The organism is Photorhabdus australis DSM 17609 (assembly GCF_000711895.1).
GTDB lineage: Bacteria > Pseudomonadota > Gammaproteobacteria > Enterobacterales > Enterobacteriaceae > Photorhabdus > Photorhabdus australis.
The window spans coordinates 1-17,657 of the sequence record NZ_JONO01000074.1 but is presented as its reverse complement, the minus strand read 5'-3'; the positions used below and the strand labels follow the sequence as shown (position 1 = coordinate 17,657).

Here is a 17,657-nt window from a genome sequence, read left to right as displayed (position 1 = left end):
TCATTTAATAATCAATGTTAATGATTTCAAATTAATTTTATTGTTTTATTTTATTTTGTGATGAATGTCACAAAACAAGGTCTCATTTCTGGAAAAAGTCACTTGCAAAAATTGAATTTTCGTTATTACACGAACAGGTAAAAACCTTTCCCTCTGTTTGACGAGGCTGAGGCGATATCGTGGCAATGGCGTTGCTCTGATAGCGGAAACGTTTTGTGCTGTACGTTCTTCTGTTGAGCGGCGAATGAATTGAAAAAACGCAATTTTATTTGCTGTTTTTACCGGTTTATTCACCTGAGACTATTATCTGAAATCATACGTTAGCAATATACGTAACAATGACTGGAAAAAATCAATTAATTTATATCCGCTACTTCGCCCTCCTGGGGAGATAAGTGAACAATAAAAGTGTCGTGGGATTATGAGAAATGGTAGATTCATATAATAGGTACAATATCGTTAATTCGGAGGTAAATATATTCGTATTCTTTTAAATAATTCATTTGGTATTTTCCAACTCAGTGTCTTTCAGGGGGCGATTATTTAATCGGGTTACCACAACATTTATTTCCTTAGCAGAGAATTCATTTAAATCGATTCCCTTTTGAAAGTTTTGTCTAATTAATCCATTTTTAAATTTTTCCTATTTTTTCATAGCGACCATAGCATTTTCTGGTAATTCGAAACGGATATCTTTCTGTTTCATTCAGTTGTGTATGAAGCACGACATTAGGTGTTTTTGAGTATCATGTATACCCAATAGATTTCAAGATGCATCGCGACGGCAAGGGAACGAATCCCCGGGAGCATAGATAACTATGTGACCGGGGTGAGTGAGTGCAACCAACAAAGAGGCAACTTGAAAGATAACAGGTATAAATCACATTGTTTTATTATGGCATAATTAAGCTGTTTTAGTTTAAAATTATTTATTTATGATATTGAATATAACTGGAATTATATTCCTTTATGATCTGATTATTTCGATATAATGTTTAATTAAATAGTTTTTAATTTTCATTTCCTGTTTGTGATATTTACTTGAGTGGCATGTTTTTGCCATTTAAAATAATGTATTATGAATTATTTTAATTTGATGTTATATTTTACCTAATTGAGCCTACAAGTTTTTTTATCAATATTGCATAAGTTGCATTTGGTGTTTGAAGTGTTCGTTCCTTATCAAAATGGAAGGAATACTTTACAGGTGATTATCAGAATAACATTTTGATAATTTAATGTGAATCATTTTAAAAGGTTTAATGTCTTTGTTAAATAATTTTGATTTGACATTAGTATAAAGTAGGTGAATTATAACAATGATTTAATGTTTATATATAATCAATGTAGTTAGAAATAGTTAAAAATAGTTAAAAATAGTTAAAAATAGTTAAAGATTCTATTCTTTATTATGGGATTCAGTATCAGATAATAAAAATTGCAGTAAATTAACAGCGTTTATCCGAAAGCAGGAATAAAAAAGAATGTCTTATTCCAAGGTCATAAAATAAGTCATTTATTCCGTTATCGAGGAAATTAACGTCGAGGAATTTCACATTGGTTGTTATTAACCGGGCTATGGCATCCAGTATCTGAGTATCTTGAATTAATGTCAGGCGTGTCCGTGTTTATTTCTTGGGGGCAAGAAGTAAGAGAAAGACATTGATGATAACTGTCAGCAATGACGGTTTTCAAATTTCTAACAGATTCGTTGAGGTAATAAATGAAAGATAACATTGCTGAAGTAGGAAATATTCTTCAGGCTCCGACATCAGAAAATATAATCAGCGTAAATAACACTTCACAACAAATTCAGAACGTAAAGAATATTCACCAGGAATTTACATCTAGTGAATTATTTTGGTGTGAGCGTCTTGCCTCTTTGCAACCCTTCCAGTTACCTTTCGAAATCACCGGGAAACAGACAGAACCCAGATGGGTAATGAGTCCCTGGCAGCCTCCGTTGCCAAAAAATGGTGAAGAGGACTCATTGCGGATACTGTTGCAGGCATTCGTTATCTATCTTGCACGTTTGACTCGTCAGACCGAATTCCAAATCGGTTGGTGCGTGGAAGTAAACGATAATCCGGCAGATTTGGCGCCGGTGGTACCCATGGCCATTGAGGTGGCGTTTGATGCTCCCTGGAGTGTGATATCTGACCAGGTTGATGACGAGCTTGCGCGGTTGATACAGCACCATACATTTAGCCGAGATCTCTTCTCTCGCTCTCCTTTATTGCGAGCTATCCCGGCATTAACAAACAGTCATCCGTGGCGGATCGCTGTTTCTGTGATGCAGGATGACAGGCAGCATGATCAAGAGGTACCCGGCGTATTGCTGACCCTTCAGATTAATGCGCAGGGTGGTTTTCGTTGGATTTACGATAAGAACCGTCTGAGTGGGGAAGTGGTCCAGCGGATGAGCGAACACTTACAGGTGTTGGTATTGTCGAAAAGGGACGGCGATGAAATCCCCGTCGGACAGCTTAATTTATTGCCTGAGTCTGAACGGACATTGCTGCTAGAAACCTGGAATCCCACTGAAACCCCTTATCCTGATCCGTTATGTATTCATCAATTATTTGAGCAACAAGTGGAACAAGCCCCGGAAGCGACGGCATTGGTGTATCAAGATCAGGCTCTCAGCTATGCTGAACTGAATATTCGTGCCAACCGCCTGGCCCATCAACTGATTGCGCTGGGGGTGGCGCCGGACCATCGGGTGGCAATCTGTGTAGCTCGTTCCCCGGCAATGGTGGTGGCGCTGCTGGCGGTGCTGAAAGCGGGTGGGGCTTATGTGCCGCTGGACTCGACCTATCCGGGAGAACGGCTGGCATATATCTTGAGTGATGTGGCTCCGTCAGTGGTTTTGGCTGATGCGACCGGGAAGATGGCGCTGGGCGAACAGGCGTTAGCCGGGCTGACGGTAATTGACCCAAATACTCTACCTGGCCAGTCGGATAGCAATCCATTCGTAGCTAAGTTGACACCTCAACATCTGGCGTATGTGATTTACACTTCTGGCTCCACCGGGCAGCCGAAAGGGGTGATGGTAGAACATCAGGCTATCTATCAACGTTATTTGGGTTTTAATGACACCTATGCGGTTACAGCGAAAGACCGGGTACTGCAATTTGTCGCGTTTGCGTTTGATGTTTCAGTGGAAGATTTCTTCTCGTCATTATGCAACGGGGCCACGTTGGTCATGCGTGATGATAGCTGGTTGACTTCTATACCGGAATTTATTGCCTTAGTCCGACAATATCGTATTACCGTGATGTCATTGCCGACTTTATTCTGGTCCGAACTGGCGGCCAGAGGCAGCGGATTACCGCTGCCGGATTGTCTCCGGCTCATCATCATTGGTGGTGAAGCGGTAAAACAGCACGCTGTTCAGGATTGGTTTGCTCAGGAAGGCCATCGGCCCCGGCTATTGAATGGTTATGGACCGACGGAAAACACCGTGACGGTGACCTATAAGGATGTGTTATCCCCGGCAGATGCGCGTTCTATTGGCCGACCAGCTAAGAATGCCCGCATTTATCTGCTGGACAGAGATGGCCAACCGGTGCCATTAGGTTGCACTGGCGAAATGTATATTGGTGGCGTGGGGGTGGCACGGGGTTATCTGAATCGACCGGCCTTAAGCGCGGAACGTTTTATGCTGGATCCCTTTAGTCCAATATCTGGTGCGCGGATGTATCGGACCGGGGATTTGGCTCGCTACCTGCCGGATGGGGACTTGGAATTCCTGGGGCGTAACGACGAGCAGGTTAAAATCCGTGGCTTCCGGGTTGAGCTGGGGGAAATTGAAACCCGACTGGTGGAATACCCGGCGGTGCAAGAGGCGGTGGTACTGGCATTGGATGACGTGCAGGGCAAACGGTTAGTCGCCTATGTGACGGTGGATACACATGAGCATGAGGGGTTGGTTGCTCGTTTGCGTGAACACCTGAGTTCCCGGTTGCCGGATTATATGGTCCCGGCGGCTTTTGTGCATCTGGATAGCTTCCCGCAGACTCCAAATGGCAAGCTGGATCGCCGGGCATTACCGGCGCCAGGAGAGGCAGATTTTGCCCGCCAGATTTATGCTGCCCCGCAAGGCGAGGCTGAGATTATTCTGGCAGCACTTTGGCGTGAGTTACTGGGGATTGAGCAGATTAGCCGGCATGACAGCTTCTTTGCGTTGGGTGGTCACTCACTGCTTGGCGTGCAGATGATTGAGCGTTTGCGTCACCGGGGGTTGACATTGACGGCACGTGATCTGTTCCAGTCTCCGGTGTTGTTTGAACTGGCTCAAGCGTTGGGACGGCACCGGGCTGTGATGGTGCCACCCAACGTCATCACCCCGGCAACTACGGTGCTGACGCCGGCGATGTTGCCGCTGATTGATCTGACCCAGCCTGAGATTGAGCACATCGTTGAGCAGGTGCCGGGAGGGATAGCGAATATTCAGGATATCTATGCCTTGTCGCCGTTGCAGGACGGTATCCTGTTCCATCATTTATTGGAAAAAGAAGGCGACCCTTATTTGGTGCTCTATCCGGTGGTTTTTGCTAACCGATCTCTGCTGGACCGTTATCTGGCAGCGGTACAACAGGCGGTTGATCGTCATGACATCCTGAGGACGGCTTTTATCTGGCAAGGATTGTCTGTTCCGGCACAGGTGGTTTTGCGCCAGGCGCGGTTGCCAGTGACGGAACTGACGCTGGACCCAGCTGACGGTCCAGTAATTGACCAGTTAACCCGGCGCTTTGATCCGGATCAGTATCGTCTTGATCTGAGTCAGGCACCGCTACTGCATTTTGTCATTGCTCAGGAAGCCGATGGTCGTTGGTTCTTACTGGAATTGCAGCATCATTTGATCGGTGACCATGAAACAATGGAAGTGATGCACCGCGAAGTGCAGGCGTATTTTACCGGGCAGGCAGATTACCTACCTGTGCCGGTCCCTTTCCGTAATCTGGTGGCTGAAGCCCGGTTGGGGGTAAGTCAGGAATCCCATACCCGTTTCTTTACCGACATGTTGGCGGAGGTGGATGAACCAACGTTGCCGTTTGGATTAACGGAGGTGCATCGTGATGGATCTCAGGTGATTGAATCACATCGGATGCTGACAGCCGGGTTGAATGACCGTCTTCGCCATCAGGCCCGACGTTCAGGTGTCAGTTTGGCGGCCTTATGTCATTTGGCCTGGGCGCAAGTGCTGTCGCGTACTAGTGGTCAGGAGAAAGTGGTGTTTGGCACCGTCTTGTTTGGACGCATGGCAGTGGCGGAGGGGGCTGACAGCAGTATGGGGCTGTTTATCAATACCCTGCCGCTGCGGTTGGATATCGATGAGACTCCGGTACGGGACAGTGTGCGTGCGGTGCATTTACGACTGGCTGGGTTGCTGGAGCATGAGCATGCCTCACTGGCGCTGGCCCAACGGTGCAGTGGGGTTGTCAGTGGTGCGCCACTCTTTAGTGCCCTATTGAATTATCGACATAATTATCAGCCGGTGACTTCGGATGAAATGATGGACGGTATTGAATTCCTCGGTGAACAGGAACGGACCAACTACCCGTTTGTGCTGTCGGTGGAGGATTTTGGTGAATCTCTGGGGCTAACAGCTCAGGTGGTACAGCCGTTTGAGCCGGATCGGTTATGCGTTTATATGCAACAGGCTTTGGAAAGTTTGGTAGCGGCGCTTGAACAGGCACCAGAGACGCCGGTACGTGCATTGAACATTTTGCCTGAAACGGAACAGAAGTTGTTGCTGGAAACGTGGAATGTTACCGAAGCTCTGTATCCTGAACAGTTATGCATTCATCAGTTGTTTGAACAACAGGCAGCGAAAACTCCGCAAGCGACAGCGCTGATAGCGGGAGATAAAACTCTCAGTTACGCAGAACTGAATGCCTGTGCTAACCGTCTGGCCCGTCAATTGATCGAACAAGGCGTTTGCCCGGATGAACACATTGTGATCTTGTTGCAACGATCAGTTGAGCTGGTGGTAGCCCAGTTGGCTATCCTTAAGGTTGGTGCTGTTTACGTACCGATAGATCCCAGTGTGCCAGACGAACGGCGAAACTGGCTGATAAATGATTGTTCAGCTAAGTTGCTAATTACTGATGCGCAATCTGATATTCCGGTCGGTCTCTCTGTTCCGCTGTTCCGTCTCTTTGATGAGGAAAATACGAACGGAGTTGAAGAGGAGATAAACCTTAATTTACCGCGTTCCAGTACTGGGTCAGCCTATATCATGTATACCTCCGGCTCAACCGGCCTGCCAAAAGGGGTAATCGTGCCGCATCGTGCGGTGGTTCGGCTGGTCATCAATAATGGCTATGCTGCAATCGGACCCAATGATCGGGTGGCCTTTACGGCTAACCCCGCTTTCGATGCCAGCACATTTGAAGTCTGGGCACCTTTGCTTAACGGCAGCGCTCTGGTGGTTATCGATCATGATACTTTGCTGACACCGCAGGAGTTAGTGCAGGTTTTACAGGCTCACCATGTCACTGTTCTGTGGCTGACTATCGGGTTGTTTAACCGGCTAGCGATGGAGCTGTCCCCGGTTCTTCCGCAGATAAAAATTCTGATTTTCGGGGGGGATATACCCGATTTGCATGTGATTGCTCAGGTTCTAGGTAACCATCCACCACAACAATTATTACAGGCTTATGGTCCGAGTGAAGGAACCACCTTTACCACAATGTATCCTATTGAAGCGTTACCGCAGGGAGTAACCCGGCTTCCCATTGGCCGGCCAATTGCTAATACACGTGTTTATCTGCTGGATGCTTATGGTCAACCGGTGCCGTTGGGGGCGACCGGAGAGATTTATGTCGGCGGAGACGGGGTTGCTTGTGGTTATCTCAATCGTCCTGAATTGACGGCGGAGCGTTTCCTGATTGATCCATTTAGTGATCAACCGAATGCACGTATGTACCGGACCGGGGATTTAGCTCGTTATCTGCCGGACGGTAATTTGGAATTCCTTGGTCGTAATGATCAACAGGTTAAAATCCGTGGTTTCCGGATTGAACCGGGGGAAATTGAGGCTTGTCTGGCTGAACTCCCTGTAGTACGTGAGGCTGCTGTTTTGGCGCTGAGTGATGGTCAGGACAAACGGCTGGTTGCCTATGTAGTGGCGCCAGAGGATGAGGAGGGATTGGTTAATAGTTTGCGTGCTCATTTGAGTGCAATTTTGCCTGACTACATGGTGCCGTCAGCCTTTGTGCGTCTGGATGCGTTTCCACTGACTCCGAATGGTAAGTTGGATCGTCGTGCGTTACCGACACCGGATAATAATGAAGCTGTTGCTCGTCAGATTTACGAAGCGCCACAAGGAGAAACGGAGATTACCCTGGCGGCGATTTGGCGTGAATTACTTGGGATTGAACAAGTTAGCCGACATGATAGCTTTTTTGCGTTGGGCGGCCATTCCCTGCTCGCTGTACGGATGATTGAACGCTTGCGTCATCTGGGGTTGACATTGGCGGCGCGTGATTTGTTCCAGTCTCCGGTGTTGTCAGAACTGGCTCAAACGTTGGGGCAACATCGGGCTGTCATGGTACCTGCTAATGTTATTACGCCAGCAACTACAGCGTTAACGCCGGCGATGTTACCGTTGATAGATCTGACTCAGACAGAGATTGATTCTGTCGTCGGACAAGTGCCAGGCGGGGTTGCCAATATTCAGGATATCTATGCCTTGTCGCCATTACAGGACGGTATTTTATTCCACCATTTACTGGCAAACGAAGGGGATCCTTATTTGTTAGCCGGTCAGATGGTCTTTGCTGACCGGACTCTGCTGGATCGTTATCTGACGGCGGTGCAACAGGTGGTTGATCGTCATGATATTCTGCGGACCGCTTTTATTTGGCAAGGATTATCCGTCCCGGCTCAGGTAGTCTGGCGTCAGGCCCCTTTGTCGGTGACGGAATTGACGCTGGACCCGGCTGATGGGCCGGTTAGTGATCAACTGGCGCAACGTTTTAATCCCCGTCATTATCGTCTCGATTTGAGTCAGGCACCGCTATTGCGTTTTGTGGTGGCACAGGAGACTGATGGCCGTTGGTTTTTACTGGAATTGCAACATCACTTGATTGGCGACCATACCACAATGAAAGTGATGAACTGTGAAGTACAAGCATATTTTTCCGGGCAGATGGACCGTCTGCCTGACCCGGTACCGTTCCGTAATCTGGTGGCTGAAGTCCAACTGGGGATGAGTCAGGCAGAGCATACCCGTTTCTTTACTGACATGTTGGCGGATGTGGATGAGCCAACGCTGCCGTTCGGGTTGGCGGAGGTGCATCGTGATGGCTCGCAGGAGATAGAATCTCACCGGATGCTGACAATCGAGTTGAGTGACCGTCTTCGCCATCAGGCCCGGCATTTGGGCATCAGTCTGGCCGCTTTGTGTCATCTGGCCTGGGCACAAGTACTGTCGTGTACCAGTGGTCAGGAAAAAGTGGTATTCGGTACCGTACTATTTGGACGTATGGCAGCGGGGGAAGGTGCTGATAGTGGTATGGGGCTGTTTATTAATACCTTGCCGTTGCGTTTGGATATAGATAATACCCCGGTACGTGACAGTGTGCGGGCGGTGCATCTACGACTAGCTGGGTTGTTGGCGCATGAGCATGCTTCACTGGCGCTGGCCCAGCGGTGCAGTGGGGTTGCCAGCGGTACGCCACTTTTTAGCTCCTTATTGAACTATCGACATAATGATCAGCCGGGAAATTTCAATGAAACGATGGACGGTATTAAATTTCTGGGTGAACAGGAAAGTACTAACTACCCCTTTGGGCTGTCGGTAGAGGACGATGGGACCACTTTGGGGCTGATCGCTCATGTGGTGCAGCCGTTTGAACCGGATAGAATATGCGATTATATGCAGCAGGCGTTGGCGAGCCTGGTGGAAGCTCTTGAGCAAGCCCCTGAGACGCCGGTACGAGCACTGAACATCCTGCCTGAAGCAGAACGTACGCTGCTGCTGGAAACCTGGAATGCGACAGAAACTGTATATCCTGACGCGTTATGTATTCATCAGCTGTTTGAGCAACAGGCAGAGAAAACCCCGGAAGCTACGGCTCTGGTGTATCAAGAGCAGAGTCTCAGTTATGACCAATTAAATTCTTGTGCTAACCGTCTGGCTCATCAGCTCATTGCGCTGGGGGTTGCGCCGGATCAGCGGGTGGCAATTTGCGTAGCACGCTCCCCGGCGATGGTGGTGGCGTTGTTAGCGGTACTGAAAGCTGGCGCAGCTTATGTGCCGCTGGATTCAACCTACCCTGCGGAACGTCTGGTGTATATCCTGAATGATACGGGTCCGTCAGTGGTTCTGGTGGATGAAGCTGGCCGGGAAGCATTGGGTGACGAGGCATTGGCCGGGCTGAGGGTACTTGACCCGAATATCCAACCTGACCAGCCGGACAACAATCCGCAGATCCCGGCGTTGATGCCACAGAATCTGGCTTACGTCATCTATACCTCCGGCTCTACCGGACAACCGAAAGGGGTGATGGTAGAACATCAGGCGCTGTATCAACGTTATCTGGGGGTTAATGAGCGCTATGCTGTTACTGAGCAAGATCGAGTGCTGCAATTTGCCGCGTTTGCGTTTGATGTTTCAGTGGAAGAGTGTTTCTCGTCACTATGTAACGGGGCCACGCTGGTTATTCGGGATGACAATTGGCTGGCTTCGATGCCGGAATTTATTGCTTTAACCCAGAAAAACCGCATCACGGTTCTGTTTCTGCCGACTTTATTCTGGTCTGAACTGGCGGCCAGAGACAACGGATGGCCGCTGCCAGATTGCCTCAGGCTGATCATCATTGGTAGTGAGGCGGTGAAAAAGAACGCTATTCAGGACTGGTTTACGCAAGAAGGCCATCGACCCCAGCTGTTGAATGCTTATGGCCCAACGGAAAATACCGTGACGGCGACTTGTAAGGAAATATTATCCCCGGCGGATGATCGTTCTATAGGCAGGCCGATTAAAAATACCCGCATCTACTTACTAGACAGATATAGCCAGCCGGTGCCATTAGGTTGCATTGGTGAAATGTATATTGGCGGTGTGGGAGTGGCACAGGGTTACCTGAACCGGCCAGAATTGAGTGCAGAACGTTTTATGCCGGATCCCTTTAGTCCGGTATCCGGTGCCCAGATGTATCGCACCGGGGATTTGGCCCGCTACCTGCCGGACGGTGAGTTGGAATTCCTGGGCCGCAATGACCAACAGGTTAAAATTCGTGGCTTCCGGGTTGAGCTGGGGGAAATTGAAACCCGGTTGGTGGAGCACCCAGCAGTACAAGAGGCTGCGGTGTTGGCGCTGGATGATGAGCTGGGCAAACGGTTGGTTGCCTATGTAGCAGCGGAAGCGGATGAGAGATTGACGGCTGATTTACGTGAATACCTGAGTACCGTTTTACCTGACTATATGATACCTGCGGCCTTTGTACGTTTGGATACCTTCCCGCAGACGCCGAATGGTAAGTTGGATCGCCGGGCATTGCCGGCGCCGGGGGAGGCAGCGTTTGCTCGTCAGGTCTATGAAGCTCCACAAGGGAAGGTAGAAACGATGCTGGCAGCTGTCTGGTGTGAGCTGCTGGGTGTTGAACAGATAAGTCGGCATGATAGCTTTTTTGCATTGGGCGGCCATTCATTACTCGCTGTGCGCATGATTGAACGATTGCGGCGTATCGGTTTGGGTGTATCGGTACAAACGCTATTTCAACATCCAACACTCTGTGTTTTGGCACAGTCTCTGGGTCAGCATAATGAAATTCAGGTGCCGGACAACCGTATTACACCGGATATTACAGTGCTGACCCCCGATCTGCTGCCATTGATTGACCTGTCCCAGCCTGAAATTGATCACATCGTCGGGCAAGTGCCAGGAGGGATAGCGAATATTCAGGATATCTATGCGTTATCGCCGTTGCAGGATGGCATTTTGTTCCACCATCTATTGGAGAAAGAAGGTGATCCGTATCTGTTAGTCACTCAGATGGTTTTTGCTGATCGCTCTTTGTTGGATCGTTATCTGATAGCGGTTCAACGGACAATTGATCGGCACGATATTTTACGTACCGCCTTTATCTGGCAAGGATTGTCAGTTCCGGTACAGGTGGTTTGGCGTCAGGCCCCATTGTCAGTGACTGAGTTGACACTGAACCCGGTGGACGGTCCGGTCAGTGACCAGTTAGCCCGGCGTTTTGATCCGGGTCAGTATCGTCTTGACCTGAGTCAGGCACCGCTACTGCGTTTTGTCATCGCCCGGGAAACCGATGGTCGCTGGTTTTTACTGGAATTGCATCATCATTTGATTGGTGACCATGAAACGATGGAAGTGATGCACCGTGAAGTATTGGCATATCTGACTGGTCAGGAGGACAGTCTGCCAGCACCGGTTCCTTTCCGTAATTTGGTGGCTCAGGCTCGGTTAGGTGTCAGTCAGGAAGCGCATACCCGCTTCTTTACCGAGATGTTGGCAGAAGTGGATGAACCGACTTTACCGTTTGGGTTGACGGAGGTGCATCGTGATGGTTCGCAAGTGGTGGAATGCCACCAGATGCTGATGAGCACACTAAATGACCGTCTGCGTAGTCAAGCCCGGCAGTTGGGCGTCAGTGTGGCGGCGTTGTGCCATCTGGCCTGGGCGCAGGTGTTATCGTGCACCAGTGGCCAGAAGAATGTGGTGTTTGGTACGGTGTTATTTGGGCGTATGCAGGCAGGGGGGAGTGCTGAGAATGGCATGGGGTTATTTATCAATACCTTGCCGTTGCGGCTGGATATCGATGAGACCCCGGTACGGGATAGCGTACAGATAGCACATACTCGACTCGCCGGATTATTAGCGCATGAGCACGCTTCACTGGCGCTGGCTCAACGTTGCAGTGGTGTGCTGGGGGAGATACCACTCTTTAGTAGTCTGTTGAACTATCGACATAATGCTTTACCGGAAACGTCAGATGAATTGATAAGCGGTATTGAATTTTTTGGCGGGCAGGAGCGGACCAACTATCCGTTTGTGCTGTCGGTGGAGGATTTTGGTGAATCATTAGGGTTGACGGCTCAGGTAGTGCAGCCGTTTGATCCGGAAAGCCTATGCGGTTATATGCAACAAGCACTGGAAAGTCTGGTGGAGGCGCTTGAACAGGTGCCGGGGACGCCGGTACGTGCATTGAACATCTTACCTGAAGCAGAACAGAGGTTATTGCTGGAAACATGGAACGCGACGGAAGCACCGTATCCTGAGCAACTATGCATTCATCAATTGTTTGAGCAGCAGGCAGCGAAAACCCCAGAGGCGACGGCACTGATAGCGGGAGATAAAATCCTGAGCTATGCGGAGCTGAATGCTCGTGCTAACCGGTTGGCTCGTCAGCTAATCGAACGAGGAGGTTGTCCCGGTGATCATATTGCGACCTTGTTCGCACGCTCTATTGAATTGGTAGTGGCCCAACTGGCAATTCTCAAAGTCGGCGCTGTTTACGTACCGATAGATCCTAGCGTGCCGGATGAGCGGAAAAACTGGTTGATAAATGACTGTTCAGCTAATTTACTGATTACTTATGGGCAATCGGATGTTCCGGTTGGTCTCTCTGTTCCACTGTTTTATCTCTCAGATGAGCCAGACACGGTCAGAGAGGAAGATCATATCAATCCTGATTTACCACGTTCTAGCGCTGAATCTGCGTATATCATGTATACCTCCGGTTCAACCGGCTTGCCAAAAGGGGTAATCGTGCCGCATCGTTCGGTGGTCCGGCTGGTCATTAATAATGGCTATGCTGAAATCGGACCGGATGACCGGGTCTCCTTTACGGCTAATCCGGCTTTCGATGCCAGCACGTTTGAAGTTTGGGCGCCGTTGCTCAACGGTGGCGCTTTGGTGATTATCAACCATGCCACTTTGCTGACACCACAGGAGTTAGTGCAGGATTTACAAACTCACCGCGTTACGGTTCTATGGTTGACTATCGGGTTGTTTAACCGGCTGGCGGCAGAGTTATCCCCCATTCTTCCGCGGATTAAGATCCTGATTTTCGGGGGAGATATCCCCGATTTACAGGTGATTGCTCAGGTTCTGGATAATCGTCCGCCCCAACAATTATTACAGGCATATGGCCCGAGTGAGGGAACCACCTTTACCACGATGTATCCTATCGAGGCGTTACCGCAGGGAGTGACCCGAATTCCGATTGGTCGGCCAATCGCTAACACGCGTGTTTATCTGTTGGATGCTTATGAACAGCCGGTACCGACAGGGGTTATCGGTGAGATTTATGTTGGGGGCGATGGGGTTGCTCTGGGTTATTTCAATCGTCCTGAGTTAACCGCCGAACGTTTCCTTGTTGATCCGTTTAGTGACAATCCGGATGCGCGCATGTACCGGACTGGGGATTTGGCTCGTTATCTGCCTGACGGTAATTTGGAATTCCTTGGCCGTAATGATCAGCAGGTCAAAATCCGTGGTTTCCGGATTGAACCGGGGGAAATTGAGACGCGTTTGGCAGAGTACCCGGCGGTACGTGAGGTTGCTGTATTGGCGCTCGATGATGGGCAGAATAAACGTCTGGTTGCCTATGTAGTGGCACCAGAGGATGAAGGATTGGTTAATAGTTTGCGTGATCACCTGAGCGCCATTTTGCCTGATTATATGGTGCCGTCAGCCTTTGTGCGTCTGGATGCGCTGCCATTGACTCCGAACGGTAAGTTGGATCGTCGTGCGCTACCGGCACCGGATCATGAAGCCGTTGCCCGCCAGGTTTATGAAGCTCCGCAAGGAGAAACAGAAATTGCCCTGGCGACGATTTGGCGTGAACTACTGGGGGTTGAACAAGTTAGCAGACATGACAGCTTTTTTGCCTTGGGCGGCCATTCATTACTCGCTGTGCGGATGATTGAACGCTTGCGTCATTTGGGGTTAACACTGGCGGCGCGTGATCTGTTCCAGTCTCCGGTGCTGTCAGATTTGGCTCAAACGCTAGGTCAGTATCAGGCCGTGATAGTACCGCCTAATGTCATTACGTCGGCAACTACGGCGTTAACGCCGGTGATGTTGCCGTTGATAGATCTGACTCAGTCAGAGATTGACCGTATCGTCGGTCAAGTACCGGGTGGGGTTACTAATATTCAGGATATCTATGCCCTATCACCGTTGCAGGACGGTATTTTATTCCACCATTTACTGGCAAACGAAGGTGATCCGTATTTGCTATCCGGCCAGATGGCATTTGCTGATCGAGCTCTGCTGGATCGTTATCTGGCGGCGGTACAGCAGGTGGTTGATAGACACGATATCCTGCGGACCGCCTTTATCTGGCAAGGATTGTCTGTGCCAGCTCAGGTGGTTTGGCGTCAGGCATCCTTGTCAGTGACTGAACTGACATTGAACCCGACTGATGGATCGGTTAGCGAACAATTGGCTGAACGTTTTGATCCTTGTCACTATCGTCTTGACCTGAATAAGGCACCGTTATTGCAGTTTGTGGTGGCACAGGAAATAGATGGGCGGTGGATTGCCCTACAACTGCTGCATCATCTGATTGGTGACCATACCACGCTGGATGTGATGAACAGCGAGGTTCAGGCGTATCTTGCCGGACAAGAGGGCAGTCTGCCTTCCCCAGTATCTTTCCGTAATCTGGTGGCTCAAGCTCAATTGGGGGTGAGTCAGGAAGCTCATATCCGCTTCTTTACCGACATGCTGGCTGAAGTGGATGAACCAACGTTGCCATTCGGATTGACGGAGGTACATCATAATAGTTCACAGGTGACGGAATCGCAGCGGATGTTGGCTCCTGAGCTAAATGACCGTCTGCGTAGTCAGGCTCGGCGTTTGGGTGTCAGTTTGGCGGCTATGTGTCATCTGGCTTGGGCACAGGTGTTATCGCGTACCAGCGGACAGGAACAGGTGGTGTTCGGTACAGTAGTATTTGGGCGCATGGCGGTGGGGAAAGGCATCGACAGCGGCATGGGGCTATTTATCAATACCCTACCGCTACGGTTGGATATCGATGATACGTCGGTGCGTGATAGTGTACAGGCAACACATACCCGACTGGCGGGATTGTTAGAACATGAGCATGCATCATTGGCGCTGGCTCAGCGTTGTAGTGGTGTACAGGATGGTGCTCCTCTCTTTAGCGCTCTGTTGAATTACCGGCATAATGATCCGTCGATGGCTGCCGATGAGATGGTACAAGGCATTGAATTCCTTAACGCGCGGGAGCTTACCAACTATCCGTTTGCCTTGTCGGTAGAAGATTTTGGTGACGCACTGGGGCTGACGGCGCAAGTTGTCCAGCCATTTGAGTCAGAACGGGTATGCGGTTATATGCAACAGGCACTGGAGAGCTTGGTGGAGGCTCTGGAACAGACCCCAGAAACGCCGGTGCGGGTATTGGAGATCTTGCCAGAAGCGGAACGGAAACTGTTGTTGAAAACCTGGAATGCCACAGAAACAGCGTATCTTGACCAATGGTGTATTCATCAACTATTTGAACAACAGGTAGAGAGAACGCCTGATATCACAGCGTTGGTCTATGAGGAGCAGACGTTTAGCTATGCAGAACTGAATGCTCGTGCTAACCGGATGGCCCATCAGCTGATTGCGTTGGGTGTCGGACCTGACCAGCGAGTAGCGATTTGTGTAGCACGCTCACCAGCGATGGTCATGGGACTGCTGGCAGTGCTGAAAGCGGGGGCGGCTTATGTGCCGCTAGATCCGGATTATCCGGGCGAACGGTTATCGTATATTTTGGCTGATGTCTCACCGGTTATTTTATTGGCCGATGTCGCTGGGCGTACAGCGCTGGGCGAAAAGGCGCTTGCTGAGCTGACGGTACTAGATCCGAATGCATTGCCTGACCAGCCGGACAGCAATCCGCAGATATCTGAATTAACCTCACGGCATCTGGCCTATGTGATTTACACCTCCGGTTCTACCGGCACGCCGAAGGGCGTGATGGTTGAACATGGGCAACTGGTCAATCAAATTACTTCGCTGAATACAACATGGTCGCTTAATGCATGTGACTGTATATTACAATTTTGCAACCTTTCTTTTGACGTTTGTGCATCAGAAATATTTTGCGCAATAACACGGGGGGCACGATTAGTCTTGAGAACAAATCAGTGGACCCTTAGCGCACAGGAGTTCTGGCGTCTGTGTGAATCCTATGAAATTACATATATTGCGGTACCTGCTCAATTCTGGCGCATAATATCCAATATTAATGCAGGCGATATTTACAAGGGCTTAAGGATTATTTGCATTGGTGGGGAAGCGATATCTGATCATGAGTTGCAACGTTGGTTATCGACTCACCGTGAATTCCCTGTTCTGGTTAATTGCTACGGTCCTACAGAAACCACGATTACATCGACGATATCCTGTCTGAACGAAACGGTGGGGCAGGCCAATATCATAGGTCGTCCACTGCTGAATACACGTGTTTACCTGCTGGGTGTCGATGGTCAGCCAGTACCTCTGGGGGCGGTAGGGGAATTGTATATTGGGGGAGTCGGTGTCTCACGTGGTTATTTCCATCGTCCTGAGTTAACGGCTGAACGTTTTCTGACTGACCCGTTTAGTGATGATCCGGGTGCACGCATGTACCGCACCGGGGATTTGGCCCGCTATCAGCCAGACGGCAACCTGGAATTCCTTGGCCGTAATGACCATCAGGTGAAAATCCGGGGATTCCGTGTTGAACTGGGGGAAATTGAGGCCCGGTTGCTGGAGCATCCTGTGGTGAGCAAATCTGTTGTGTTGGCACTGGATGAAGGGCAGGACAAACATCTGGTTGCCTATGTGGTGGCGCAGGCGAATGAGGGGCTGGTTAATAGCCTGCGTACCCACCTGAGTACAGTTTTACCTGATTATATGGTGCCGTCAGCTTTTGTGCGTCTGGATGCGTTTCCGTTGACTCCTAACGGTAAATTGGATCGTCGTGCTTTACCGGCACCGGACAATCAAGCTTTTGCCCGTCAAGTTTACGAAGCACCACTCGGAGAAGTAGAAACCGTATTGGCGGCGATTTGGAGTGAGTTGTTGGGGGTTGAGCAGGTCAGCCGATATGACAACTTCTTCGCGTTGGGCGGTCATTCACTGCTCGCTATGCGAATGACAAACCTTGCTGCTGGTCGGGGTTTGGTTTGTACATTAAATGCACTGTTCCAATTCCCGGTGTTGGCAGAACTGGCCGCAAAAATCACATCAGATTCGTTGTCTGAGCCGCAAACCAGTGCCATATCGGTGCGACAGGATGGAACAGAACCGCCATTGTTCTTTGTTCCCAGTGGGATGGGTGACTATTCCTATGTCTTCGGACTGGCTAACCATCTGCCATCAGGCTACCCGATTTATGCCTTGCCCTGGCAGTCAGTCGATGAGGAGCCAATGGCAACGATGGAAGCGCAGGCGGTCAGAATGATCACTTTAATGCAAGCGGTTCAGCCGGAGGGTCCGTATCGGATAGGCGGTTACTCCTCAGGCGGCATATTGGCTTATGCGATTGTTGAGCGACTTTTGAATGCCGGAGAGGGGGTGAATTTCTTGGGCTTGATTGATACGCCAGCGCCTCATGATTTAGGGGAACAGCCGATGCAACCTCAGCATCATTTCTTTAGTGAGTTGGCCCGGCAGG

General features: G+C 49.8%; 2 protein-coding genes. One reads left to right on the top strand and one right to left on the bottom strand.

Annotated elements, in window-relative coordinates; genetic code table 11:
• Positions 1-45: 45 nt before the first annotated feature.
• Positions 46-294 carry a hypothetical protein gene (locus tag BO26_RS24945; RefSeq protein WP_477707044.1) on the bottom strand — a complete coding sequence of 83 codons (249 nt, stop codon included), beginning with the start codon at positions 292-294 and terminating at the stop codon, positions 46-48.
• Positions 295-1,723: 1,429 nt separating this feature from the next.
• Between BO26_RS24945 and BO26_RS16885 the strand changes: the two genes are divergently transcribed.
• On the top strand, positions 1,724-17,657 hold a 15,934-nt coding region (locus BO26_RS16885; RefSeq protein WP_036773492.1), incomplete at its 3' end, for a non-ribosomal peptide synthetase.